Origin of the sequence: Brevundimonas sp., assembly GCF_965278935.1 — a bacterium.
In the GTDB taxonomy this organism is placed as follows: Bacteria; Pseudomonadota; Alphaproteobacteria; order Caulobacterales; family Caulobacteraceae; genus Brevundimonas.
The window spans coordinates 2,209,546-2,234,865 of record NZ_OZ257124.1 but is presented as its reverse complement, the minus strand read 5'-3'; the positions used below and the strand labels follow the sequence as shown (position 1 = coordinate 2,234,865).

Here is a 25,320-nt window from a genome sequence, read left to right as displayed (position 1 = left end):
CGACGCGGGGGCGTTGGCGTAGGATGTATGAGTATGGACCGTCGCCGTTTTCTCCTGGCTTCAACAGCCGCCGCCGGACTGTCGGCCGTCGCGTCGCCGGTGCTGGCGCAGGCCGGTCGACCGACGTCCCGCTCCCGGATCCATCCGCTGGATCCCGAAGTCGATGAACTGCAGAGGCGCACCTTCGACTGGTTCGTCCATGTCACGGACCGCGAGACCGGCCTGACGCCGGATCGCTGGCCGACCGAATCCTTCTGCTCCGTCGCCGCGGTCGGTTTCGCCCTGACCTGCTGGCCGGTGGGCGTCGAGCGTGGATGGATGACCAAGGCGGAAGCCCGCGAGCGGACCCTGATCACGCTTCGCACCTTCCACGACGCGCCGCAGGGGCCGGAGCCGACCGGCGTCATCGGCTACAAGGGCTTCTTCTACCACTTCCTCGATATGGAGACCGGCCATCGGTTCGCGCAGTGCGAGCTGTCGACCGTGGATACGACCCTGCTGCTCGGCGGCATGCTGTTCGCGGCGCGGTACTTCGACGGCAGCCATGCCGACGAGGCCGAGATCCGTCGTCTGGCCCAGGCCATCTACGACCGCGTCGAGTGGGACTGGGCGGTGATTCGGCCCAACCGCATTTCGATGGGCTGGCATCCGGAGACGGGCCACATCCCGCACGACTGGAACGTCTACAACGAGGGCATGCTGGTCCTGCTGCTCGCGATCGGCAGCCGGACGCATCCGGTCTCGACCGGGGTCTGGGACGAATGGGTCCACGCCTACGAGCAAAGCTGGACCGAACGCTGGGGCGAGTGGCATCTGCAGTTCGCGCCGATCTTCGGTCACCAGTACAGCCACATGTTCGTCGACTTCCGTGGCATCCGCGACGCCTGGATGCGGGGGCAGTCGATGATGACGGGTCAGAACCTCGACTATTTCGAGAACAGCCGCCGGGCCGTCCACGCCCAGCGCAAATACGCCGTCGACAACCCCGGCGGATGGGACGGCTATTCGGCCGACGTCTGGGGCCTGACGGCCTGCGACGGACCGGGCGACTTCAAACAGGTGATCGACGCGCGCGAGCGGGAGTTTTTCAGCTATTCCGCACGCGGTCCGGGCGACCGGGACGACGGCACGATCGCGCCGACGGCGGCCATGGCCAGCTATCCGTTCGCGCCGGTCGAGGTGACCGCCGCCCTGAAGGCGATGAAGGCCCGTTACGGCGTCGGCATCTACACCCAATGGGGCTTCCTCGACTCGTTCAACCCGACCCTGACGGAGCGGGAAGGGCGGCTGCAGCACGGGCGGATCGTGCCGGGCGTCGGCTGGGTCGATGGCGACTATCTGGGCATCGACCAGGGGCCGATCGTGGTCATGATCGAGAACGGTCGCTCCGAACTGGTCTGGCGCCACATGCACGGCGAGCCGAACCTGAAGCGTGGCTTGCAAAGGGCCGGGTTCACCGGCGGCTGGCTGGACGCATGATCCATCGCCGCGCCGCGCTGGGGCTGATGGGCGGGGCCGGCGCCGCGCTGGCGGGCTGTGCGCGGAACGACGGGATCACCCGGCTGACCTTCTGGGCCATGGGCAACGAGGGCACGAACGTGCCCCGGATCCTGCCGGCGTTCGAGGCGGCCAATCCGGGCATCAAGGTCGTGGTCCAGCCTCAGCCGTGGACCGCCGCGCACTCCAAGCTGCTGACCGCCTATGCCGGCGCCTCGCTGCCCGACGTCAGCCAGATCGGCAACACCTGGGTCGCGGAACTGGCGGCCATCGGCGCCCTGTCGCCGACGCCGGACGCGGCCGCCGACCTGCTGACCGACCAGTTCCCGGCGGTGCTGGAAACCAACGCCATCGCGGGCCGCGCCATGGCCACGCCCTGGTATGTCGACACCCGTCTGATCTTCCTGCGCACCGATATTCTGGCCCGTGCGGGCTTCGACGCCATGCCGACCGAATGGGCCGAGTGGAAGCGGGCGATGCACGCCGTCAAGCGTGTTTCGGGCGACGGAAATTTCGCAATCCTTTTGCCCGTCAATGAGTTCGAGCAACTTCTGACATTCGGTCTGCAAGGCGATCAACCATTGCTACGCGATCAGGACACGCGCGGAAACTTCTCCAGCGAGTCCTTCCAGGCGGCCCTGGCCTTCTACAAGAGCCTGTTCGACGAAGGCCTCGCCCCTCTGGCCTCGGCGGCGCAAATCTCGAACGTCTGGAACGAGTTCGCCAAGGGGTATTTCACCTTCTACTTCTCCGGCCCCTGGACTATCGGCGACATGAAGACCCGGCTGCCGCCGGAGGTTCAGCCGCACTGGACCACCGCCGGCGTGCCCGGTCCGACCGGCCCCGGCGCCTCGGCGCCGGGCGGGTCGTCTCTGGCCGTGTTCCGATCGTCGCCACATCAGGAGGCGGCGTGGAAGCTGGTCCGCTACCTGTCCGATCCCACGGTGCAGGCCGGGTTCAACGTCATCTCAGGCGACCTGCCCGCGCGCCGCTCCGCCTGGGCCACCCCGAGTGTTTCGTCCGATCCCTACATTACCGCCTTCAACGGCCAGCTGGCGCGCGCGAAGGCCGTGCCCAAGGTGCCGGAGTGGGAGCGGATCGTCACCGAGATGCAGATCGTCGCCGAACGGATGGTGCGGGGCGAGTTCACCGTTGAACAGGCCGGGGCCGAAATCGACCGTCGCGCCGACCGCCTGCTCGAAAAGCGGCGCTGGATGATCGAACAGGGGCGGGCGGCATGATCTCTCGCCGGGAACGCGCCGCCTGGGGTTTCGTCGCCCCGTCGCTGATTGCCATCGCGGTCTTCTTCGTCGTGCCGGTCGTGTCGTCGCTGCTGCTCAGCCTGACCGACTTCGACATCTATGCCCTGGCCGATCTGCGCAACATGCGGTTCGTGGGCCTGCAGAACTATGAGCGGCTGCTGACCAATCCGCTGTTCTGGCAGGCGATGAAGAACACCGTCTGGTTCAGCGTGCTGGGCGTGCCCCTGTCGATCATCGCGTCGTTGGCGGCCGCGGTGATCCTGAATGCGCGGACGATCAAGTGGCGGCCGGTCTGGCGGGTCATGTTCTTCGCTCCCTATGTCACCACGCTCGTGGCCACGGCGGTGCTGTGGAACTATCTGCTGCACACCCGCTACGGCGTCATCAACTGGGCGCTGACGAGCGTGGGCCTGCCCGCCATCGACTGGCTGGGCAATCCAGACACCTCGATCCCGGCGATCCTGATCTTCGTCGTGTGGAAGATCTTCGGCTACAACATGCTGATCTTCCTGGCGGTGTTGCAGACCGTGCCCGACGACCTCTATGAGGCCGCGCGCATCGACGGCGCCGGTCCGTGGGCGCGGTTCACCAACGTCACCCTGCCGGCTATCGCGCCGACGCTGCTGCTGGTGTCGATCATCTCGGTCGCGGGCTTCTTCCAGCTGTTCGCCGAGCCCTATGTGATGACCCAGGGCGGTCCCGCCCAGTCGACCGTGACGGTGCTCTACTTCATGTACGAAGAGGGCTTCAAATGGTGGAACCTGGGCTCGGCCAGCGCCGTCGCCTTCGTCCTGTTCCTGTGCATCTTCGCGGTGACCATGGTGCAGCTGGCCGTGTCGCGGCGGCTGGGCGGAGAGCACACGTGAAGCCCCGGACCCTCCTGTTGAACGTCGGCGTGGCCCTGATCGGGCTGATCGTCCTGTTCCCCCTGCTGTGGATGCTGTCGGTCAGCTTCATGGCGACCGGAGAGGCCGCCGTCTTCCCGCCGCCGCTGCTGCCCAGCGCGCCCACGCTCGAGCACTATCGCGACCTGTTCGTGAACCAGGGCATGGGCCGCTACATGTGGAACAGCTTCGCGCTCGCCACGCTGGCGACAGGACTGGCCCTGGCCTTCACCGTTCCCGCCGGGTACGCCTTCGCCAAGCTGACGTTCAAGGGCCGCGACCGGCTGTTCCAGTTGCTGATCGGCGCCCTCGTCATCCCGGCCCAGATCGGCACCCTGCCGCTGTTCCTGATGCTGAAGTCGATGGGGCTGGTGAACACCTATGCCGGGGCGCTGGTGCCGTGGCTGGCGTCGATCTTCGGCCTGTTTCTGGTGCGCCAGTACGCCCTGTCGATCCCCGACGAGATGCTGGAGGCCGCGCGCGTCGACGGCGCGACCGAGGGCCAGATTTTCCGCCGCATCGTCCTGCCGACGCTGACGCCGATCCTCGTGACGCTGGGTCTGTTCGTCTTCCTCGGCAGCTGGAACGACTTCCTGTGGCCGCTGATCATCCTGACCGACCAGTCGAACTATACGCTGCCGGTCGCCTTGGCGGCCCTGTCGCGCGAGCATGTGCAGGACGTCGAGCTGATGATGGCGGGCGCGGTCATCACCGTCGCGCCGGTGCTGATCCTGTTCCTCGCGCTGCAGCGGTTCTACATCCGCGGCATGCTGGCGGGCAGCGTGAAGGGTTGAGTATGCGTGTGTTCCTCGGACTGATCGCGGCATTCGTCATCGCCGCGCCAGCCCATGCCCAGTCGACGCGGACACTCGACACGTTCGAGGACCTCGCGCCCTGGACCGCCGACGCCTCGACCGACGTGACATCGACCCTGTCGAGCGTGGCCGGTCATCGCGGCGAGGCGATGCGGCTCGACTACGATTTCAACGGCCGGTCGGGCTATGCCTTCGCCGCGCGCGACCTGTCGTTCGAGGCGCCGGAGAACTACGAGATCCGCTTCTGGGTCCGCGGCGAGGGGCCGACCAACACCTTCGAGGTCAAGTTCACGGACGCCTCGGGCGAGAACGTCCACTGGCGCCAGACGACCCGCTACGACTTCCCCGACGGCTGGACCCTGTTCACGATCAAGAAGCGTCAGGTCGCCTGGGCCTGGGGGCCGAAGGCGGATCGGACCTTCCGGGGCGCGGATCGGGTCGAGTTCGTGGTCACGGCCGGCGAGGGCGGCAAGGGCTTCATCGAGATCGACGACCTGACCCTGCGCCCCCTGCCGCCGGAGCCGTCTGTCCCGCCGCGCCCGCTCGCCGAAGCGAGCAGTGAAGATGGAAACGCGATCGCGTCCCTGAGTGTGGATGACGACCCACTCAGCGCATGGATGACCGATGGGGCGGGCGAGCAGAGCCTGACGCTGGACCTCGGCTATGAGCGCGAGTTCGGCGGTCTGACCCTGCGCTGGACCGAGGGCAGGGCGGCGTCGGCCTATCGCGTCATGGCCTCCGGGGACCGGCGCCAGTGGCGCGAGGTCGCCAGGGTCCAGCACGGCGACGGCGGGACGGACTGGCTTCGCATGCCCGAGACCTCGGCCCGCTGGCTACGGCTGGATCTGACGACGCCTCAGGCGGCGCCCGGCTCTGGCCAGATGGGGGCTGGTTTCGGCACGACCGGCGCGGCGGCGACGGCCTACTCGCTGGCCGATCTGCGGATCGAACCGCTGGCCTTCGGCGCCAACGAGACCGCCTTCCTGACCGCCGTCGCGGGCCAGAGCCGGCGGGGACTCTATCCGCGCGGATTCCGGGGCGAACAGCCCTACTGGACCCTGGTCGGCGTCGACGGCGGCGGCGAAAGCGGCCTGATCTCCGAGGACGGCGCCATCGAGCTGAAGCGCGGCGGGCCGTCGATCGAACCCTTCGTGCTCGACAACGGGCGGCTGGTGACCTGGGCCGACGCGCGGATCGAACAGGCCCTGGTCGACGGGGACCTGCCGATCCCGACCGTGACCTGGACCCACGAGGACTGGACGCTGAAGGTGACGGCGATGGCCGAGGGCTCGCCCGACGCCGCCGCCCTCTACGGACGCTACGACCTGACCAACACCGCCTTGCAGGAGCGGACCCTGACGCTGGCGCTGGCGGCGCGGCCGATGCAGGTCAACGGGCCGGTGCAGTTCCTGGCCGTGCCGGGCGGGGCCAGTCCGATCCGCCAGATGCAGTGGCATGGCGGGGAACTGGTGCTCGACGACGCGGTGCGGGTGCATCCTCTGGTCGCGCCCGATGCGGTGCGGACCGCCGCCTTCGAGGCCGGCGCCGATCCCCAGAGCCTGATCGCGCGCGCCGGCGAGGGCGTTCGCGACGGCGCCCTGACCGCAGACCCCACTGGTCTGATGGCGGGCGTGATGCTGTACACGGTCACCCTGCGACCGGGCGAGACGCGCACCTTCGGCTGGGTTTCGCCGCTCGACGGGCCGCGACCGGCGCTTCCGGCGACAGCTTCAGTGGAGGCGGCGCTCGACACGATCCAGACCCGGGTCGCCGCCAGCTGGCGCGAGAAGCTGGACCGCTTCGACCTGATCACGCCGCCCGAGGGCCAGCGGATCGAGGCGACGATGAAGACCTCGCTGGCCCATATGCTGATGTCGCGTCAGGGACCGGCGCTGCAGCCCGGAACCCGCAGCTACAACCGCTCCTGGATCCGCGACGGCGCCATGATGGCCGAGGGTCTGAACCGGCTGGGCCACGCCTCGCTGTCGCAGGACTATCTGCGCTGGTACGCCCCCTACGTCTTCACCGACGGCAAGGTCCCTTGCTGTGTCGACAGCCGGGGCGCCGATCCGGTGCCGGAGAACGACAGCCACGGCGAGTTCGTCTTCCTGGCCGCCGAGACGTATCGCTATACCGGCGACCTGACCCAGCTGCGCGCCGTCTGGCCCCAGGTCGAGGCCGCGATCGGCTATATGGACACCCTGAGCGCCTCGACCCGCGTCGAGGCCAATCGCGCGCCGGACACGCGGCATCTGTACGGGCTCTTGCCAGCCTCGATCAGCCACGAGGGCTATTCGGATCGGGCGGCGTATTCCTACTGGGACGATTTCTGGGGCTTGCTCGGCTATCGCGACGCCATCGAGATCGCCACGGCGCTCGGCGAGACCGAGGCGGCCGAACGGTTCGCGGCGGCGCGGGCGGAGTTCTCGGCCGACGTGACGGCGTCGATCACCGGCACGGCCATCCATCACCGTATCGACTGGATCGCGGGCGCGGCCGACCGGGGCGATTTCGACGCCACCTCGACGACCATCGGCCTGTCGCCGGGCGGCCTTCAGGACGAGCTGCCGCAGGGTCTGCTGATCCGGACGTTCGAGAAATACTGGGAGAATTTCACGGCGCGTCAGGCCAACCGGACGGCGTGGCGCGACTACACGCCCTATGAGCTCCGCACCGTCGGCGCCTTCGTGCGGCTGGGCCAGCGCGACCGGGCGATGCAAGCCCTGGACTTCTTCTTCGCCGATCGTCGGCCCCAGGCCTGGAACGGCTGGGCCGAGGTGGTGGGCCGCGACCTGCGCGAGCCGCGCTTCATCGGGGACATGCCGCATGCCTGGATCAGCTCGGACTACATTCGTTCGGCGCTGGACCTGTTCGTCTATGACCGCGATGAAGACCACGCCCTGGTGCTGGCCGCCGGCCTGCCGATGAGCTGGATCGACAGCGCGGCCGGCGTCGGGGTGCGCGAGGTCCGCACCCCCTATGGTCCGCTGACCTACGCTCTGCGGCGTCGGGCGGGGCTGACCACCCTGACGCTGTCGCCGGGCGTGACGCCGCCGGGCGGCTTCGTCCTGCAATGGCCGGAGGGACAGGACCTGCCGGCGCGTATCCGCATCGACGGACGGAACGGGACATGGACGGGTCGCGAACTGGTCATCCCGGCCGGCGCCCGGCGCATCGAACTGCGCTGACGCTTTTCGGAGCGCCGGGGAGGAGATAGATCGTCGCCATGACCCAGACCCTCCGCCGTCTCCTCGACCTGCCCGGCGTCGCCGACCTTGAAACAAGGGCGCTGATGAAGCCCGGCTATGCCGACCCCTCGCGCCGCGACGAGTTTCCCGAGGTGGACGAGGTGCTGGTCGCCGTCTTCGGCCTGACGGCGGAGCAGGCCGAGGACGCGGCGCGTCCCGACGACTGGGACGGGATCGAACGCCTGTCGTCTCAGGATCAGGCGGACCTGTTCGAGGCCGAGGGTTGGGATGTCCGTGATGCGAAGCGCAAGCCGCTGCGCATGCTGGCTGTGATGGCAGAACCTCTGGCGCTGGCCATGCGCGGCGTGGCGGGAACGTTGCCGGAAGCGGCCTTCGTTCCGGAGCCGGCCGAGGAGAAGAGCGACTGGGGCTCCGGCATGGCCGCCGAGGCGGCAAGGTTCAGGAAACGCTAGCGCCTCCGGCCGACTACATTCCGCGCATCAGTTCGTCGGCCAGGGCCGCGGTCAGATAGCCGTCGGGGATGCGGCCGTGAGCGACCTGCCACTGCTTGAGGGCGCGGCGGGTGCCTGAGCCGATGACGCCGTCGACGACACCCGGATCGTAGCCCGCGCGCGCCAGGGCCGTCTGGGCGCCGAAGCGCTGCTCGCGCGAGATCGGACCGTCGTTGGGCCAGGTCCCGACCAGACCCGGACGCCCGGCGATGCCGTCGGCGGTCAGGCCGATGGCGAGCGCATAGCTGACCGAGTTGTTGTAGCGGCGGATGACGTAGTGGTTGGGCAGGGCGAGGAAGGCCGGCCCGCGCGCGCCCTGGGGCAACAGGATCACGCCGTTTTCGGCGGCCTCGTCCGACGACGGCGCGCCGCCGCGGGCGAGGGTCACGCCGCGCTGGGCCCAGAAGCTCCACGGACGACCGTCGGCTTCGGCCAGGGCGTAGTCGAAGTTCGCCGGAAGGGTGATCTCGTAGCCCCAGCCCTGACCGCGCTTCCAGCCGGCCTGGGCCAGCAGGTTGGCGGCGGAGGCGAGGGCGTCGGCGTTCGTGCCCCAGATGTCGACATGGCCATCGCCGTTCTGGTCGACACCGAGACGCAGGTAGTTGTCTGGCATGAACTGGGTCTGGCCCATGGCCCCGGCCCAGCTGCCCAGCAGGCCCGAACGCTCGCGGCGGCCGTCGACGACGATGTCCAGCGCGTTCTTCAACTGGTCCTCGGCCCAGTCGCGACGGCGGCCGTCGAAGGCGAGGGTGGCGAGCGAGCGGATCACATCCTTGTCGCCCTGGACCTGACCGAAGCTGGACTCGTTGCCCCAGATGGAGACCAGGATCTCGGCCGGCACGCCGAAGCGCTGGGTCACGGCCCAGGGCACGGCATCGATGCGGCGGCGGGCCTCGGCGATACGGGCGGCCGAGGCGGCGTTCGAGATATAGGCCCCCGCCGGGCGGCTGAACTCGGGTTGGCTGCCGTCCAGACGGATGACCTCGGGGTCGGGCGTCAGATTGGCCAGCTGCTGTTCGTAAAGGGCGCGACGGGCGCCGCCCTTGCGGCCCAGGAAGCCCTGTTTCCAGCCCTCGAAGCCGGCCTGATCGGCCGCCTGAACCGGCGGGGACGGCGTGGCGGGCGCGGGCGCCGTCGGGGTGGCTGCGGGTCGGGTCGGTGGGGCAGGGTTGGCGACGACAGGGGGCGCCTCGGGCAACATCGGCGCGCAGGCCGATACGGCGGCGATCAGGGCGAGGCGATAGTCGAAGCGCATGTGGCGAGGGTTTCCCGAATAGATCCGATCGGATCAAGAGCCTGCAAATAGCGCGCGAGTATGGCCGAGCGTTGCCGAGAAAGGGTGAATGCGATCTCAACCGTGTTCGATTCCGCGATCTTAGGAAATCTGCGACATTCTGTCCTCGCTCTCGGACACGGCCTGGTGGCGGAGGGGCGACGCAACGGGTGTGCAAACCCGTAGACCCTCCGTTCAACTCGGAGGCCAGGCCTCCAAGCATTCTCCTCAAGTGCGCTAACGTTCGCGACGCGGTCGCTCGCTGCTTGAGCGCGGACTCCATCACATTCGACGATGAACGCGCTACGGTGCGCCATGCTCACCGCCGCCGAAATCATCGCCCTGCTGGACCTGAAGCCCCATCCGGAGGGCGGGCACTATCGCGAGACCTTCCGCGATCCGCGCGAGGTCGACGGCCGGTCGGTGGGCACGGCGATCTATTTCCTGCTGGCTGAAGGCGAGAGCTCGCAATGGCACCGGGTCGATGCGGCGGAGATCTGGCATTGGCACGCAGGCGCGCCTCTGGAGCTCCGGATCGCCGACCCCATCGAGCGCACCGTTGTGCTCGGGCCCGACCTGATCGCCGGGGAGCGGCCGCAAGGCGTCGTACCCACCGGCGCATGGCAGGCGGCGCGGAGTCTGGGCGGATGGACCCTGGTCGGCTGCTCCGTGTCGCCGGGATTCGACTTCGCAGGCTTCGAGATGGCGCCGGAGGGCTGGTCGCCACGGGGCGAGTAGGCGTATCACGTCGGCGTGAACAGCACCGTTTCCACAGCCCCGCGCCGTTTCGAGGCGCTCGATTCCCTGCGGGGGATCTGCGCCGTGCTGGTGGTGATGTTCCACATGCCCGTCGCCAGCCACTGGCGCGACTGGAGCCTGGTCCAGCACGGCTATCTGTTCGTCGATTATTTCTTCGTCCTGTCGGGCTTCGTCATCGCGCACGCCTATGCGGAACGGCTCAAGACCGCTCGCGACGCCGGCCGGTTCATGGTCCGCAGACTGGGCCGGGTCTGGCCTCTGCATGTGCTGATGCTGGGGGCCTTCATCGGACTGGAGCTGGTCCGGCTGTGGTTCCACATCGACTTCGCCACGCCGTTCACCCGCGACCGGTCGGTGGAGGCGATCTTCGCCAACCTGCTGCTGGTCCAGGCGTGGCATATCCTGCCGTCCTTGACCTGGAACGGCCCGGCCTGGACGCTGAGCGCCGAGGTCGCCTGTTACCTGATCTTCGCCGGACTGGTGCTGGTCGCGCCGAAACGTTTCCGCTGGATCGGCGCGGTGCTGGCGATCGTCGGCGGGATCATGGTGCTGATGTTCGCCAGACGCTGGATGAACACGACCTACGATTTCGCCGTGCCGAGAGCGGTCTACGGCTTCTTCCTCGGCTGTCTGCTGCAGGGCGTGTGGATGCGGATTCCGAGGCTGACCGGCTGGGCGGCGACCGCGCTGGAAGTCGCGACCGTCGTGGCGATCTGTCTCTTCATCGGCTGGGCCGAGGGGCCTGTCACGGTCGCGGTGACCCTGTTGTTCATCGGCGTGGTCTGGGTGTTCGCGGGCGAGGACGGAGCGTTGTCGAGGGTGCTGGATCATCCGGCGCTGGTGACCCTCGGGCGCTGGTCGTTCGCGATCTACATGGTGCACATGTTCCTGCTGACGGTGATGCTGATCATCGCCCGCAAGCTGCACTGGATGCCCGGGGGCCGAAAGATCGACTTCGGCTCGGTCTGGATCAATGATCTGTTCGCCGTGGGGATGTTCGGCCTGATCGTCGTCGTGGCCGTGGCCGCACATCGGCTGGTCGAGCGTCCGGCCCAGAAGCAGATCGATCGCTGGACTGCGGTCAAACGGGAGGCCTGAGGATGGCGGAAGCGAAGACCAGGCCGACGGCTGCGTCGGTCGCGGATTTCATCGCCGGGCTCGAGGACCCCAAGCGGCGCGAGGATGCGACAGCCCTTGTCGCCATTCTGGAGGACGAGACCGGGGAGCCTGCCACCATGTGGGGCTCGTCGATCATCGGCTTCGGCCGGTATCACTACCGGTATGCGAGCGGCCACGAGGGGGACGCGGTGCTCGTCGGTTTCTCGCCGAGGAAGGCGAACCTCGTCCTCTACATGTCCGCCGACGAACCCGGGCGGACCGAGCGTCTCAGCCGACTGGGCAAGCACAAGTCGGGCAAGGGCTGCATCTATGTGAACCGCCTGTCCGACCTCGACGAGACCGTGCTGCGTGAGATGGCGCGGGTCTCGGTGGCGACCCTGAAGGCGCGCTACCCGGCCTAGGCGGCCATGCGGAAGTCGTCGTACCGGGCGTCGGTGGCGCGGGCTTCGTCCCACAGGGCGTCCTCGTCCGAGTAGCGGGCGCTGGCGCGGGCGTCGATGACGTCGACCACCTGTTCCTCCAGCCGGTCCCAGATCACCGCCAGGTCGCCGCAGCCGTCGGCCTCGCACGGGACGATCAGATAGCGGGAGGCGTTGATGGCGGTCTGGGGAGCGAAAGCGCGGGCCATGGGGTGTCTCCGGTCTCGAAGCGGTTGCTGTTGAGCATGAGATAGGACAGTGTTGCGTCAGTTTCGGACGTACCTTTCGGAGGCGGGCGCTTGCGGCACGACAAGGCGGTGATGGTCATCGAACTGGCGCGGCGCATGGCGGCCTCGGCCGAGGGGCTGACGCTGGACGAGATGGCGCGCGAGACCGGGATGGGACGACGCACCGCCGAGCGGATGCGCGACGCGGTGATCCTGCTGTTTCCGTCTGTCGAGGAGGTGTCGGACCCGCCGACCAAGCGCTGGCGCATCCGCGGCGGACTGTCGGCCTTCGAACAGGCGCCGACAGCGACCGAGCTGCTGGAACTGTCCAAGGCGGCCCAGGGGCTGCGGGCCTCGGGCGAGCCGGGCCGGGCGGCGGCGCTGGAGGGGCTGGAGCGCAAGCTGAAGTCGGCCATGCGATCGACGACGCTGAACCGGCTGGCCCCCGATCTGGAAGCCCTCGTGAGAGCCGAGACCATCGCCGTGCAGGCGGGACCCAGACCACACGCCGACGAGGCCATGCTGGCGACGATCCGGGGCGCGGTGCTGGCCCAGTCGCCGCTGGGCTTCACCTATTCGCGGCCGGGGGCTGAGGCGCGTCGGCGGTCCGTCGCCCCCTGCGGCGTCATGTTCGGCCGCGCCAACTATCTGGTCGCGGCGGACCGCGAGAGCGGCCGCATCCAGACCTTCCGCCTCGACCGGATGAGCGCCGTTGAGGCGCAGGACGGCTTCGCCCCTCCACCGCCCGGGTTCGACCTGTCGGTCTTCGCCAGCCAGTCCTTCGGCATCTATCAGGACGAGATCGAGGACGTCGTCCTGCGCGTATCGCCCGAGGGCGCGGCCGAGGCGCGCGGCTGGCGCTGGCACCCGACCCAGACACTGGAGGATCAGGCGGACGGCGGGGTTCTGGTCCGGTTCCGGGCCTCCGGCATGCGCGAACTGGCCTGGCACCTGTTCACCTGGGGCGAACAGGTCGAGATCGTCGCGCCGCAACGGCTGAAGGCGGTGATGGCCGGGGAACTGGCGGCGGCGCAGCGAGCGCTGGAGGCGACGGCCTAAGCAGCCGCGAACGGATAGGGGCTGACGGACTTCGACCAGTCGTCGACGCGCAACGGCCGGTCCACCGGCGGGGCGGCGCGTTCGGCGCAGGGGTGTCGATGACAGAGACGGCAGGCCGGGCCGATGGGGGTGACCTCGGGCGCGATCAGGTCGAGGCCCCTGGCGTAGATCAGCCGCGCCGCATCCTTCAGTTCGCAGCCCAGGCCGATGGCCAGATCGTGGGGCTCGCCGTGGCCGCCGTGACCCTGGCGATCGACGGTGCGGGCCAGGGTGAACCAGCGCTGGCCATCGGGCGTCTCGATGATCTGGGTGACGAGGCGGCCGGGCGTCCGGAACGCGCTGTGCAGCCGCCAGCGGGGACAGGCGCCGCCGAACCGGGCGAAGGGGAAGGCGCCCGAGGCATAGCGTTTCGAGACGTTCCCCGCCTGATCCACCCGCATCAGAAAGAAGGGCACGCCGCGCGCGGTCGGGCGCGACAGGGTCGTCAGCCGGTGGGCGACCTGTTCGAAGGAGACGGAAAAACGCGTCTGGAGCCGGGCGATGTCATAGCCGGTCGCCTCGGCCGTCCGCTGGAAGGCGGCGTAGGGCATCAGGATGGCGGCGGCGAGGGTGTTGGTCAGGGAAACCTTGAGCAGGGCGCGGGTCGTCTCGTCGGGAGGACGGGCGGCGTCGGCCAAAGCCGTCAGCTCGGCCTCGTGCTCGGACAGGGCCAACTGATAGGCGATGGCGAAGGCGCGCGAGGACGGGTCCAGCGTCTCGGACAGCAGCAGGCGGCGGCGGTGCGGGTCGAACCGGCGGGTCCATTCGACCATGACCTCGGCCGGCATGACGCGGACCGACAGGTTGTGGCGGGCCTGCAGGCGGGCGCGGGCCAGGGCTTCGAACCCGTCGCCGGTCTGGTTGGGGTCGAGGGCGGCGTGCAGGGCTTCGCCCAGCGTGTCGAGCTCGGGGAAATGGTTGGCGCGGTCCTGGATATGGTCGCGCACCCAGTCGGCGGGGGAGGGGCCTTCGCCGGTCTGGCCGCCGTCGATCAGGGCGGCGCGGGACCGGTCGCGCTGGTCTGAGAAGGCGCGGTAGAGGCGCAGCAGGGCCTCGGCGGCGGCGGGCGCCTCGTCGGTCAGTTGCAGCAGTTCGTGACGGGGAACGTCGAGACCCTGGAACAAAGGGTCGGAGAGGGCCTCGGCCAGTTCCGCCTCACCGGCTGCGCCCGACTGGCCGAGCTGGCGAAGGTCGACGTCGTAGGCGTCGGCCAGACGCAGCAGCAGCTGGGCCGAGACCGGTCGCTGGTTGCGCTCGATATGGTTCAGATAGCTGGGAGAAACGCCGAGATCGCCGGCCATGGCGGTCTGGGTCAGGCCCCGGTCGCGCCGCAGCCGCTTCAGCCGGGCGCCGAGGAACAGCTTGCGATCGACCGAAACGTCCATCCGCGAATGATGTCACATCATGACCTAAATAGCAATGTCATGTTGTGACATCATGACTTCAAACATGCTCTTCGACCTGTATCAGAAATGACAGCGGCGTGTTCTCTGTCCTGACCGACGCGACGTTCGCGTTGATCAGACACAGCAGAGCGCCATGACCACCTTCGCCGATCTCGTTCCTTCGCCCAAAGGCCGCTTCGACGGCATCGAGCGTCCGTACACGCCGGAAGACGTCCTGAAGCTGCGCGGCTCGGTGCCGATCACCCACACCCTGGCCGAGCGCGGCGCCAACCGTCTGTGGGAGCTGCTGCACACCGAGCCCTTCATCAACGCACTGGGCGCCGTCACCGGCAACCAGGCCATGCAGATGGTCCGCGCGGGCCTGAAGGCCATCTACCTGTCGGGTTGGCAGGTCGCGGCCGACGCCAACACCGCCGGCGCCATGTATCCGGACCAGTCGCTGTACCCGGCCAACGCCGCGCCCGAACTGTGCCGCCGCATCAACCGCACCCTGCAGCGCGCCGACCAGATCGAGCACGCCGAGGGCGGCGCCAAACGCGACTGGTACGCGCCGATCGTCGCCGACGCCGAGGCCGGGTTTGGCGGGCCGCTGAACTCGTTCGAGATCATGAAGGCCTTCATCGAGGCGGGCGCCGCGGGCGTCCACTTCGAGGACCAGCTGGCGTCGGAGAAGAAGTGCGGCCACCTGGGCGGCAAGGTCCTGATCCCGACTCAGGCGCACGAGCGCAATCTGGTCGCCGCCCGTCTGGCCGCCGACGTCATGGGCACGCCGACCATCACGGTCGCCCGCACGGACGCCGAGAGCGCCCAGCTGATTACCTCGGACATCGACGAGCGGGACCAGCCCTTCATCGACCGCGAGAACCGCACGCCGGAGGGCTTCTTCCGCCTGAAGGAAGGCACGGGCCTGGACCACTGCATCGCGCGCGGCCTGTCCTACGCCAACATCGCCGACCTGCTGTGGTGGGAGACGTCGCACCCCGATCTGGACGACGCGAAGAGGTTCGCCGAGGCGATCCAGAAAGAGCACCCCGGCAAGCTGATGGCCTACAACTGCTCGCCGTCGTTCAACTGGAAGGCTAAACTGGACGACGCCACGATCGCGAAGTTCCAGCGCGAGCTGGGCGCCATGGGCTACAAGTTCCAGTTCGTGACCCTCGCCGGCTTCCACAGCCTGAACAACTCGATGTTCGAGCTGGCCGACGGCTACCGCGACCGCGGCATGGCGGCCTATTCGGAGCTGCAGCAGCGCGAGTTCGCCAACGAGGCCATCGGCTACACGGCCACCCGCCACCAGCGCGAGGTCGGCACCGGTTACTTCGACCAGGTCGCCACCGTCATTTCCAACGGGCAGTCCTCCACGACGGCCATGAAGGAATCCACCGAGACCGCGCAGTTCGTCGCGGCCGAATAATCAACAGGAGAGACGCATATGGAACCGCTGAGCCGCCCCCAGGCCATCATCGACTTCTGCCTGGCCCCCCTGGCGCTGGACTCCGGCACCGAGGCCGAACGTGAAGTCCGCCGCCGCCTGGAGCACGTGATCAAGACCTACCAGACCAAGCTGGCCGTCGCCTCGGCGCCGACCACGGTCGATTTCAGCCAGATGCCTTCGCAGGTCATCAACGAAGCCGCCCACGGCTACGAGTAGAAAAACGAGGCCGCCGGCACGTCGCAGTGTCGGCGGCCTTTGCTGTTTGAGACTGCCAAAATTTTGGCGGTGTTGGCGGTTCAGGTCGCCGGATTTTTGCAGTTCACGCCGCCGCGGCTTTTTGCTGATTCTCACCACCGAGTTCGGCCACCAGCGCCAGCAGTTCGGCGGCGTCGAAAGGCTTGGCCAGGTGCCGATCGGCGCCGGCGGCCTGGGCCGCCGCGACGTGATCGGGCAGGGCGTTGGCGGTCAGCATGACGATCGGTGCGCGATTTCGGCCCATCGCCAGCTCGTGCAGGCGAATCTCGCGCACGGCGGTCAGGCCGTCCATCACCGGCATCTGCATATCCATCAGGATCATGTCGAAGGCCTGGGCGCGACAGGCTTCCAGCGCCTGTGCGCCGTCCTCCGCCTGGACCAGATCGATCGGAGCCTGCGACAGGATCAGTTCGACCACCTTGCGATTGGTCGGGTGGTCGTCGGCGACGAGGAGGCGCAGCCGATCTTCCGAGGCGTCGTGGGTCGTTGCGGCCGCTACCACGGGCGCCGCCGGAGCGTCGGCGACGATCAGCGGGAGGGTCAGAATGAAAGCCGAGCCGCCATCCGGCTCGCTCTCGCAATCCAGCTCGCCGCCCATCATGTCGGCCAGTTGACGGCAGATGGCCAGGCCCAGACCCGTGCCGCCGAAACGGCGCGTGATCGTGCCGTCGGCCTGCTCGAAACGGTTGAACAGCCGCGCCTTTGCGGCGGCATCGAAGCCCACGCCGGTGTCCTCGACCGTGAAGCGCATGATGGACGCGCCGACCCGGTCCTTGCCGACACAGGCGGTCAGGCTGACGAAGCCTTTGGTCGTGAACTTGACGGCGTTGGAGACGAGGTTGGTCAGGATCTGCTTCACGCGGACCACGTCGCCGCGCACCCAGACGCCCGCCTCCGGTTCGATCTCGACGAAGAACTGCAGCCCCTTGTCCGAGGCAGGCTCCCGATAGAGCTGCGCGGCGTCGTTGACGGCGCGGGACAGGTCGAAGACCTCGTCGGCAATCTCCAGACGGCCGGATTCGACGCGGGCCAGGTCGAGGATGTCGCTGAGCAGGGTCTGGAGCGAGTGGCCCGAGGACTGGATCAGATCCAGCATCTCGCGCTGTTCCGGGGCGAGGTCCGTGCGGGCCAGCGCCTGGGTCAGGCCGATGACGCCGTTGAGGGGCGTCCGGATCTCATGGCTCATGTTCGCCAGAAACTCGGACTTCGCCCGGTTGGCCGCTTCCGACGCATCCCGCGCCTCGGCCAGGGACTTGGCGTCGCGTTTCAGGTCGGTGATGTCGTTGACGACGGTGACGATGCCGCCGTTCGAGGTACGGCGGTCCTGAACGCGCAGCCAGCGGTCGCCGGCGATCTGTTGCTCCATCGTGTTCGACAGGCGGCGACGGGCAGCGAGACGCTTCTCGATCCACTCCTGTTCCTGGCCGACGGCGTCTTCGTACAGGCCGTGGTCGATGCCGAGCTGGAGCATGTCGCGGAAGCGGACGCCGACAGCCAGGGCGCTGGCGACCTCGGGGTTCACCTCGGCATAGCGGGCGTTCCAGATCAGCAGCCGGTCATCGGCATCGTAGAAGCCCAGGCCGTCCGGCATCGTGTCGATGGCTTCGCGCAGATGGTTTAGGGCGGTCGAACGGCCCCACAGCCCAAGGGCGGTGACGATCGAGGCGACGACCACCACCAGGGTCGCGCCGCCGACGACCCACAGCAGCAGGCCCGATTCCGAAATCAGGCTGGCCGTCAGAACCGAAGACGGATCGGCGGCGACGGTCATCGCCGACATGCTCCCGAAATGCAGGGTGACCACGCTCAGCACCGCGAAGGTCGTATTCGCGGGAATGCGCCACCAGCCGTCGCGCTTGACCCACATGGCGGTGCAGAGCGCCAACGCGAGGCTTAGACCCACCGCGATCGCGGCGCCGCCGTAATTCCAGGCCAGGACGCCGCCCTCGATCCGCATCGCGGCCATGCCGACGAAATGCATGGCGGCGACGCTGGTCGCCGCCAGAGCCGCGACCAGACCGCGTGTCAGTCGCGAACTGCCGTTCAGGGCCACCGCGACGCCCAGGATCATGCCGACGATGACCATGCCCAGCGACATGAGGGTCTCGCCTGCCGCGTAACGGATCAGGGCGTCGGACCGGTAGCCGAGCATGGCCAGGAAGTGGGTGGCCCAGACCGCCAGGCCGCCGACCAGACCGGCGGCGGCGCCGTAGATCATCCGCATGCGGGTCGCGCTGTTGCGGGCCATGCCGATCAGGGTGATGCAGGTGGCCAGACCGACCACGCAGACGGTCGCCGCCAGCAGCGTAAGCCGCCAGTCGTGCTGCACCACCAGGCAGTTCAGTATCCAGTTCAAACGCGCGTCTTCCCCGACATTCGCGGCCAGTTTGAGCGCCATAGGTAAAAATCAGGTCTATGGCCGTGGCGAACCCGGGCGTCTCGAATCCGCTCGCCTTTCCGGGGCGGCTCGTTCTAGGAAAAGCGAGACGTCGGAGGGGCCGCGCGTCTGACAGGAGGCGCGACGACACCATGCCGTTCGACGAGTCTCCATCTCCGGTCGCCCCGCTCGCCACCTCCAGGCTCTGGACCAACGGTGCGACCGGCGGCGTCGCCGTCATCATCATGCTGGCTCTGGCGTCGGCGCGTCCGGACGCTGCGCCGTGGCTGCTCGCCGGGGCCGCGGTCATCGGTTTCATGACGTTGATGGGCCTCAGAGCGCCGCGGAGAGTCGTGGACGAGGCATCGACGGTCGTCGCCGGCGCCAGCCTGTCCGCGCCCGAGGATGCGGGTCTGCTGGATAGCGTGTTCGAAGCCCTCGACGACCCGGTCATGATCGTCAGCGGCGGTGAGGCGGACGACATCGCCGGCCGGCGCATCGTCCTGGCCAATCGCGCCGCCCGCGATCTGCTGCGGATCCAGCGGGAAGGCGCGCTGCTGGTCTCGGCCGTCAGGGATCCGAATGTGCTGGAGGCGGTGGACGAGGCCCTGTTCGGCGGCGTCAGCCGGACGACGGACTATAACGCGGCGGGCGCGCGGACCCGGCACTGGAAGGCCTGGGTGCGACCGCTGCCGTCTCCGGGCGGCACGACCATGGCCTTGCTGGGCCTGCGCGACGAGACGGACGTGCGGCGGATGGAGCTGATGCGCGTCGACTTTCTGGCCAACGCCAGTCACGAACTGCGCACCCCCCTGGCCTCGCTGAGCGGCTTCATCGAGACGCTGAAGGGCCACGCCCGGGACGATCCCAAGGCGCGGGACAAGTTCCTCGACATCATGGCGGCCCAGGCGGACCGGATGGGGCGGCTGGTCGCGGATCTGCTGTCGCTGAGCCGGATCGAGTTGAACGAACATATCCCGCCGTCCGGAAAGGTCGACCTGCCGCGCGCGGCTTCCGACGTCGTCGACGCCGTCAGCGTGCTGTCCCAGGACAAGGGCGTCACCGTCCTGCTGGACGTCCAGCCGGGCGATGCCCGGATCATCGGCGACCGCGACGAGATCGTTCAGGTGATCCAGAACCTGACGGACAACGCGATCAAATATTCCCCGGTCGGCGGCACGGTCGATCTGACGGTTCGGCATGGGCTGGACGTCGAGGCCGCAGCCGGACCCCGCGTCCCTGGGGCGACCCGACTGTCGCTGCTGACGCCCGATCGGGAGGCCGGCGCGCGCTACGTGGTCGTGACGGTGCGCGACTACGGTCCCGGCATGGCGCGCGAGCATTTGCCGCGGCTGACCGAGCGGTTCTATCGAGTCGAAGGCCAGAAGAGTGGAGAGCGGCCGGGGACCGGGCTGGGGCTGGCGATCGTCAAACACATCGTCAACCGCCACCGCGGGGGAATGACGGTCGAAAGCGCGCCGGGCGACGGGTCGCTGTTCAACGTCTATTTCCCGATGGCGACCGCGTCGGCGAACGCGTCCGCACCAGCTTGACCGTTGAAGAACGTCGGTCGTTTACGGCGTTGCAGAACTGTCATCCAGCCGTCGTAATCCGCTGACCATCCAAGGGCAGGTTCCGCGCCGAGACGGGCCCGGATTTCCGCGCACGCTCTGATTCTCGCGCGTGCGCTCCGGGGCCTGATGATCTGGCTTGTTATTCCTCTCGTGGCGGTCTTCGCCGTGCTCGCCTATCTGGCCGGGCGCGGTCAGGCGCAGCGCCGCGCCGCGGCGCTGGATGGTCGCCAGCAAGCGCACTCGCGCCCGGAACAGCACGGTTACTACGCCATGATCTGGGTCGCCGTGCCTGCGCTGGTCGTCACGATCCTCGCCGGCGTGTTCTCGACGCCCGTCGCGCACAACCTGCTGGCGGCCGGTGCGCCGCCGGCCGTGCAGGAACTTGAGCCGTTCCGTCGTGAAGCCTTCTTCAACGACGCGCGCCTGACCGGCGAGGGCCAGCGCGCCTTCCAGGTCTGGCCGGGTGAACTCGGCGATGCCCTGAAGACGGAGGCGGCGCGTTCGGCCCGCGTGCATCAGACCCTGACCTGGGGCGGCGTCGTCGCGGCGATCCTGGCGGCGGCGATGGGGGGGCTGTTCGCCTGGACGCAGATCCGGCCGACCCTGAGGGCGCGCAATCGGGTCGAGGGCTGGATCGGCGGCCTGCTGTTCGCCTGTTCCGCCGTCGCCATCCTGACGACCGTAGGCATCGTCTTCTCCCTGTTGTGGGACAGCCTTCGCTTCTTCCAGGCCGTACCGGTGACCGAGTTCCTGTTCGGGACCCAGTGGAGCCCCCAGATCGCCATTCGCGCCGATCAAGTCGGTTCGTCCGGCGCGTTCGGGGCCGTGCCGCTGTTCGCCGGCACCTTCCTGATCATGTTGATAGCCATGGTGGTGGCGGCGCCGGTCGGGCTGTTCTCGGCCATCTATCTGTCGGAGTACGCCAGCGCCCTGTCGCGCGGCGTGGTCAAGCCGGTGCTGGAGATCCTCGCCGGCGTTCCGACCGTGGTCTACGGCTTCTTCGCCGCCCTGACGGTGGGCCCCGCCTTCCGCGAGTTCTTCAACGGCATCGGCGCGATGCTGGTCGGCGGGCCGCTCGACGGGATGGGGCAGTACCTGCTGCTGGTCCAGAACCAGATGGCCCTGGTGGCCGGCGCCGTCATGGGGATCATGCTGATCCCGTTCGTCTCGTCCCTGTCCGACGACATCATCAACGCCGTGCCGCAATCGCTGCGCGACGGCTCCTACGCCATGGGCGCCACCAAGTCCGAGACGGTGAAGCGGGTGCTGTTGCCGGCCGCCCTGCCGGGTATCGCCGGCGCGCTGCTGCTGGCTATGTCGCGGGCGATCGGCGAGACGATGATCGTGACCATGGCGGCCGGTCTGGCCGCGAACCTGACCCTGAATCCGCTGGACACCGTCACCACGGTAACCGTCCAGATCGTGACCCTGCTGACCGGCGACCAGGAGTTCGACAGTCCCAAGACGCTTGCTGCGTTCGGCCTCGGACTGACCCTGTTCCTCGTGACCCTGCTGCTCAACATCGTCGCCCAACGGATCGTCCAGACCTATCGGGAACAGTATGACTGACACCGGCGCGGACAAGATGTGGGCCCGTCTGGCGGCCGAGGACCCCGCGCGCGCCGCTCGGCTGCAGCGTGGGCTCAAGAAGCGCTATGCCCGTGAGGGACGCTTCAAGCTGTATGGAATCCTGGCCGTCTCGGTGGCGATCGGCTTCCTGCTCCTGCTGCTCGGCCGGATCATCGAACAGGGCCACACGGCCTTCTACGCCAACCAGATGACCGTGTCGGTCTATATGGACCCCGCGCGCATCGACCGCGCCTATCCGCAGGGCACCAATTTCCAGCAGATGGTCGCGCAGCAGCAGCTGGCGCGGCTCGGCGAAACCGACGATGCGCTGGGCGCGAAAGCGACGGCCTATCGCTCGCTGCTGTCGTCGGAGCTGAAGTTCCGCGCCGCCGACCTGATCCGCAACGACCCGTCGCTGATCGGCCGGACGGTGGAGATCACAGCCCCGGTCTCGGACGAGGCGGACCTCTACTACAAGGGTGAAATCACCCGCGAAACGGCCGCCGACCAGCGCCGCGTCAGCGACCAGCAGATGGCCTGGCTGGACGATCTGAAGCGCGACGGGCACGTCTCGACGACGTTCAACAGCCAGCTCTTCACCAACGGCGACTCGACCGAGCCGGAGCTGGCCGGCGTGCTCGGAGCCGTGGTGGGTTCGGCCCTGATGCTGCTGGTCACCGCCTGCATCGCCATTCCGCTGGGCGTTGGCGCGGCCGTCTATCTGGAAGAGTTTTCGAAGAAGGGCCGGATCACCGACCTGATCGAGGTCAATATCAACAACCTCGCGGCCGTGCCGTCGATCGTCTACGGCCTGCTGGGCGTGGCCCTGTTCATCAACTGGATGCACCTGCCGCGATCGTCGCCTCTGGTCGGCGGTCTGGTCCTGGCCCTGATGGCCCTGCCGACCATCATCATCGCCACCCGCTCAGCGCTGAAGGCCGTGCCGCCGTCGATCCGCGAGGCCGCCCTGGCCATGGGCGCCAGCCGCACCCAGACGGTGTTCCATCACGTCCTGCCGCTGGCCATGCCCGGCGTGATGACCGGCACGATCATCTCGATGGCCCATGCGCTGGGCGAGACCGCGCCGCTTCTGCTGATCGGCATGGTCAGCTTCGTGCCGGGCATTCCGGGCGCGATCGACGAGCCCGCAGGCGCCCTGCCGTCCCTGGTCTACATCTGGGAGAACGCCTCGGAGCGCGCGTTCCACGAGCGGACGGCCGCGGCCATCCTTGTTCTCCTCGCCTTCATGATCGTCATGAACGCCGCCGCGATCCTTCTGCGTCGTCGCTTCGAACGTCGGTGGTAAGTCAATGAAATTTCCCTTCTTCCGCAGCCCCGACGGGCGTGAGGGCGGCAGCCCTGAGGATGCTCGTCACGACGAGACCGTGCTGACCGCCGACGCGCCCCTGGCCGGCAATGTGCCGACCGTGACCTCGCCGTCCGGCCCGACAGGCCCGACCAAGATCGCCGCGCGCGAGGTGTCGGTCTTCTATGGCGACAAGCAGGCCCTGTACGACGTGTCGCTGGACATCCCGGACAAGACGGTGACCGCCTTCATCGGCCCGTCGGGCTGCGGCAAGTCGACTTTCCTGCGCACGATGAACCGGATGAACGACACCATCCAGGGCGCCAGTGTCACCGGCAAGATCCTGATGGACGGTCAGGACATCAACGCCCGTTCGGTCGATCCCGTTCTGCTGCGCGCCCAGGTCGGGATGGTGTTCCAGAAGCCTAATCCCTTCCCGAAGACGATCTACGAGAATGTCGCCTACGGCCCGAAAATCCACGGCCTGACGACCTCCAAGGCCGAGCTGGACGGCATCGTCGAGAGCTCGCTGAAGAAGGCGGGTCTGTGGGACGAGGTCGCCGACCGTCTGCATTCGGCCGGCACCGGCCTGTCGGGCGGTCAGCAGCAGCGTCTGGTCATCGCGCGCGCGATCGCGGTGAACCCCGAGGTCATCCTGATGGACGAACCCTGCTCAGCGCTGGACCCGATCGCCACGGCCCGCATCGAGGAGCTGATCGACGAATTGCGCGAGCGGTACTGCATCGTCATCGTCACCCACTCGATGGCCCAGGCGGCGCGCGTGTCGCAACGCACGGCCTTCTTCCACCTCGGCCGGCTGGTCGAGCACGGCAACACCGAGGAAATCTTCACGAATCCCCGCGAGCGGCGCACGCTGGACTACATCACGGGACGGTTCGGATGAACCAGCACACGGTCAAGGCCTACGGCGACGAACTCAACCAGCTGACCGCGGAGGTCGCCCGGATGGGCGGTCTCGCCGAGGCCCAGGTGGCGGATGCGGTCGAGTCGGTCGCGCGTCGCGACATCGCCCTGGCGCGTGCGGTCGTGGAGCGCGACGCCAAGGTGGACGCGATGCACCGCGACATCGAGAAGAAGGCCATTCGTCTGATCGCCCTGCGACAGCCCGTGGCCTCGGACCTGCGCAAGACCCTGTCGGCCATGAAACTGGCCACCGATCTGGAACGCACCGGCGATCTGGCCAAGAACATCGCCAAGCGCGCCCTGAGCCTGGCCGAGACCGAGCCGATGCTGCCCCTGACCCGCTCGATCGAGCGGATGGGCAAGCTGGTGTCGATGCGGCTGCGCGATGTGCTGGACGCCTACACGGCTTCCGAGATCGACCGGGCCATGGCGGTCTGGGCCTCCGACGACGAGGTCGACGAGCACTACAACGCCCTGTTCCGCGAACTGCTGACCTACATGATGGGCGACCCGCGCACGATCAGCGCCTGCACCCATCTGCTGTTCATGGCCAAGAACCTGGAACGGATCGGGGACCATGCGACCAACATCGCCGAGGTCATCCACTACGAGATCACCGGCGACGAGATGACCGGAGAGCGTCCGCGCTGGACGCCCGCGCCGGGCGACTGGGACGCGGATTCGGGGCATTTGCCCACGCCGACGACGGACTGACGGAGAGACCTGAGTGCAGCCCTATATCCTGGTGATGGAAGACGAGGACGCCTTGGCGACCCTGCTTCAGTACAACCTCGAAAAGGAAGGCTACGACGTCGTCGTCGCCGCCGACGGGGAGGAGGGGCTGGTCCAGATCGACGAGCGCCAGCCGGATCTGGTCCTGCTCGACTGGATGCTGCCCAAGGTGTCGGGCATCGAGGTCTGCCGGCGCTTGCGGGGTCGCCCCGAGACGCGCAACCTGCCGGTCATCATGCTGACCGCGCGCGGCGAGGAATCGGACCGGGTGCGCGGTCTGGATACGGGCGCCGACGACTATCTGACCAAGCCCTTCTCGATGACCGAGCTGATCGCTCGCATCCGTGCGGTGCTGCGTCGCATCCGGCCGGGTCTGGCCGACGACCGCGTGGGACACGGCGACATCGTCATCGACCGCGTCGCTCACCGCGTGCGCCGCTCGGGCAAGGAGGTCCATCTGGGCCCGACCGAGTTCCGCCTGCTGGACCATTTCATGCGCCACCCGGGCCGGGTGTTCAGCCGCGAACAGCTGCTGGACGCCGTCTGGGGCTCGGACGTCTATGTCGAGGCGCGCACCGTCGACGTCCACGTCGGCCGCCTGCGCAAGGCCCTGAACGTCGAGGACAGCGCCAACCCGATCCGCACTGTTCGGTCGGCGGGCTATTCGCTGGATCTGGAAGGGTAGGGGC

22 protein-coding genes are annotated in these 25,320 nt (G+C 68.2%); 18 read left to right on the top strand and 4 right to left on the bottom strand.

The genetic code is table 11. From position 1 onward, the window contains the following. Nucleotides 1-33: 33 nt before the first annotated feature. The 6 genes from ACQY68_RS11255 to ACQY68_RS11230 are packed head-to-tail and all read left to right on the top strand — an operon-like array spanning nucleotide 34 to nucleotide 8,119. Nucleotides 34-1,479, top strand: a complete 1,446-nt coding sequence (locus ACQY68_RS11255; RefSeq protein WP_428149517.1) for a glucoamylase family protein — start codon at nucleotides 34-36, stop codon at nucleotides 1,477-1,479. Then, entirely contained in the window at nucleotides 1,476-2,738 is a 1,263-nt protein-coding gene (locus tag ACQY68_RS11250) for an extracellular solute-binding protein (protein WP_428149516.1), read from the top strand. The genes ACQY68_RS11255 and ACQY68_RS11250 overlap by 4 nt, the downstream gene beginning before the upstream one ends. Further along, nucleotides 2,735-3,625, top strand: coding sequence for a carbohydrate ABC transporter permease (locus ACQY68_RS11245; protein WP_428149515.1), 891 nt, complete (start codon nucleotides 2,735-2,737; stop codon nucleotides 3,623-3,625). Before ACQY68_RS11250 ends, ACQY68_RS11245 begins: the two co-directional genes overlap by 4 nt. Further along, entirely contained in the window at nucleotides 3,622-4,437 is an 816-nt protein-coding gene (locus tag ACQY68_RS11240; RefSeq protein ID WP_428149514.1) for a carbohydrate ABC transporter permease, read from the top strand. The genes ACQY68_RS11245 and ACQY68_RS11240 overlap by 4 nt, the downstream gene beginning before the upstream one ends. Nucleotides 4,438-4,439: 2 nt before the next feature. Next, entirely contained in the window at nucleotides 4,440-7,646 is a 3,207-nt protein-coding gene (locus tag ACQY68_RS11235; protein WP_428149513.1) for a discoidin domain-containing protein, read from the top strand. A gap of 38 nt (nucleotides 7,647-7,684) precedes the next feature. Next, nucleotides 7,685-8,119, top strand: a complete 435-nt coding sequence (locus ACQY68_RS11230) for a hypothetical protein (RefSeq protein ID WP_428149512.1) — start codon at nucleotides 7,685-7,687, stop codon at nucleotides 8,117-8,119. Between the two features lie 13 nt (nucleotides 8,120-8,132). Here the strand turns inward: ACQY68_RS11230 and ACQY68_RS11225 are convergent, their stop codons facing one another. Further along, nucleotides 8,133-9,413 (bottom strand): lytic murein transglycosylase, encoded by a 1,281-nt coding sequence (locus ACQY68_RS11225; RefSeq protein WP_428149511.1) that lies wholly within the window; start codon nucleotides 9,411-9,413, stop codon nucleotides 8,133-8,135. Nucleotides 9,414-9,746: 333 nt separating this feature from the next. On the opposite strand from ACQY68_RS11225, the gene ACQY68_RS11220 reads away from it, so the two are divergent. The 3 genes from ACQY68_RS11220 to ACQY68_RS11210 are packed head-to-tail and all read left to right on the top strand — an operon-like array spanning nucleotide 9,747 to nucleotide 11,710. After that, nucleotides 9,747-10,169 (top strand): cupin domain-containing protein, encoded by a 423-nt coding sequence (locus ACQY68_RS11220; RefSeq protein WP_428149510.1) that lies wholly within the window; start codon nucleotides 9,747-9,749, stop codon nucleotides 10,167-10,169. Between the two features lie 15 nt (nucleotides 10,170-10,184). Continuing rightward, nucleotides 10,185-11,288, top strand: a complete 1,104-nt coding sequence (locus ACQY68_RS11215) for an acyltransferase family protein (RefSeq protein WP_428149509.1) — start codon at nucleotides 10,185-10,187, stop codon at nucleotides 11,286-11,288. A gap of 2 nt (nucleotides 11,289-11,290) precedes the next feature. After that, nucleotides 11,291-11,710 (top strand): DUF1801 domain-containing protein, encoded by a 420-nt coding sequence (locus ACQY68_RS11210; protein ID WP_428149508.1) that lies wholly within the window; start codon nucleotides 11,291-11,293, stop codon nucleotides 11,708-11,710. Here ACQY68_RS11210 and ACQY68_RS11205 read toward each other — a convergent pair. Then, nucleotides 11,707-11,937 (bottom strand): hypothetical protein, encoded by a 231-nt coding sequence (locus ACQY68_RS11205; protein WP_428149507.1) that lies wholly within the window; start codon nucleotides 11,935-11,937, stop codon nucleotides 11,707-11,709. The genes ACQY68_RS11210 and ACQY68_RS11205 overlap by 4 nt on opposite strands. Nucleotides 11,938-12,027: 90 nt before the next feature. Between ACQY68_RS11205 and ACQY68_RS11200 the strand changes: the two genes are divergently transcribed. Further along, nucleotides 12,028-13,014 (top strand): helix-turn-helix transcriptional regulator, encoded by a 987-nt coding sequence (locus ACQY68_RS11200; protein WP_428149506.1) that lies wholly within the window; start codon nucleotides 12,028-12,030, stop codon nucleotides 13,012-13,014. On the opposite strand, the gene ACQY68_RS11195 is transcribed toward ACQY68_RS11200, so the two are convergent. Then, nucleotides 13,011-14,438: a helix-turn-helix domain-containing protein gene (locus ACQY68_RS11195; protein ID WP_428149505.1), complete on the bottom strand. Its 1,428-nt coding sequence runs from the start codon at nucleotides 14,436-14,438 to the stop codon at nucleotides 13,011-13,013. The two genes, ACQY68_RS11200 and ACQY68_RS11195, sit on opposite strands and share 4 nt — an antisense overlap. Before the next feature lie 154 nt (nucleotides 14,439-14,592). Between ACQY68_RS11195 and aceA the strand changes: the two genes are divergently transcribed. Together aceA and ACQY68_RS11185 are read left to right on the top strand one after the other, a co-directional pair. Further along, nucleotides 14,593-15,873 (top strand): isocitrate lyase, encoded by a 1,281-nt coding sequence (gene aceA, locus ACQY68_RS11190; RefSeq protein WP_428149504.1) that lies wholly within the window; start codon nucleotides 14,593-14,595, stop codon nucleotides 15,871-15,873. Nucleotides 15,874-15,891: 18 nt separating this feature from the next. After that, entirely contained in the window at nucleotides 15,892-16,110 is a 219-nt protein-coding gene (locus tag ACQY68_RS11185; protein WP_303695478.1) for a hypothetical protein, read from the top strand. Between the two features lie 103 nt (nucleotides 16,111-16,213). On the opposite strand, the gene ACQY68_RS11180 is transcribed toward ACQY68_RS11185, so the two are convergent. Then, nucleotides 16,214-18,505 (bottom strand): ATP-binding protein, encoded by a 2,292-nt coding sequence (locus ACQY68_RS11180; RefSeq protein WP_428149503.1) that lies wholly within the window; start codon nucleotides 18,503-18,505, stop codon nucleotides 16,214-16,216. Between the two features lie 173 nt (nucleotides 18,506-18,678). Here ACQY68_RS11180 and ACQY68_RS11175 point away from each other — a divergent pair, with 173 nt between their 5' ends. The 6 genes from ACQY68_RS11175 (at nucleotide 18,679) to phoB (ending at nucleotide 25,316) form a co-directional block, all read left to right on the top strand. Beyond that, nucleotides 18,679-20,079 (top strand): sensor histidine kinase, encoded by a 1,401-nt coding sequence (locus tag ACQY68_RS11175; RefSeq protein WP_428149502.1) that lies wholly within the window; start codon nucleotides 18,679-18,681, stop codon nucleotides 20,077-20,079. A gap of 147 nt (nucleotides 20,080-20,226) precedes the next feature. Further along, nucleotides 20,227-21,669 carry a phosphate ABC transporter permease subunit PstC gene (pstC, locus tag ACQY68_RS11170; protein WP_428149501.1) on the top strand — a complete coding sequence of 481 codons (1,443 nt, stop codon included), beginning with the start codon at nucleotides 20,227-20,229 and terminating at the stop codon, nucleotides 21,667-21,669. Continuing rightward, a complete protein-coding gene (pstA, locus tag ACQY68_RS11165; RefSeq protein ID WP_428149500.1) occupies nucleotides 21,662-22,975 on the top strand; it encodes a phosphate ABC transporter permease PstA in 1,314 nt (437 codons plus the stop codon). Before pstC ends, pstA begins: the two co-directional genes overlap by 8 nt. Nucleotides 22,976-22,979: 4 nt before the next feature. Beyond that, nucleotides 22,980-23,879 (top strand): phosphate ABC transporter ATP-binding protein PstB, encoded by a 900-nt coding sequence (gene pstB / locus ACQY68_RS11160; RefSeq protein WP_428149499.1) that lies wholly within the window; start codon nucleotides 22,980-22,982, stop codon nucleotides 23,877-23,879. Then, complete coding sequence (phoU, locus tag ACQY68_RS11155) at nucleotides 23,876-24,613, top strand: phosphate signaling complex protein PhoU (RefSeq protein WP_428149498.1); 738 nt, start codon at nucleotides 23,876-23,878, stop codon at nucleotides 24,611-24,613. Before pstB ends, phoU begins: the two co-directional genes overlap by 4 nt. A gap of 13 nt (nucleotides 24,614-24,626) precedes the next feature. Continuing rightward, nucleotides 24,627-25,316 (top strand): phosphate regulon transcriptional regulator PhoB, encoded by a 690-nt coding sequence (gene phoB, locus ACQY68_RS11150; protein WP_428149497.1) that lies wholly within the window; start codon nucleotides 24,627-24,629, stop codon nucleotides 25,314-25,316. Nucleotides 25,317-25,320 lie beyond the last annotated feature (4 nt).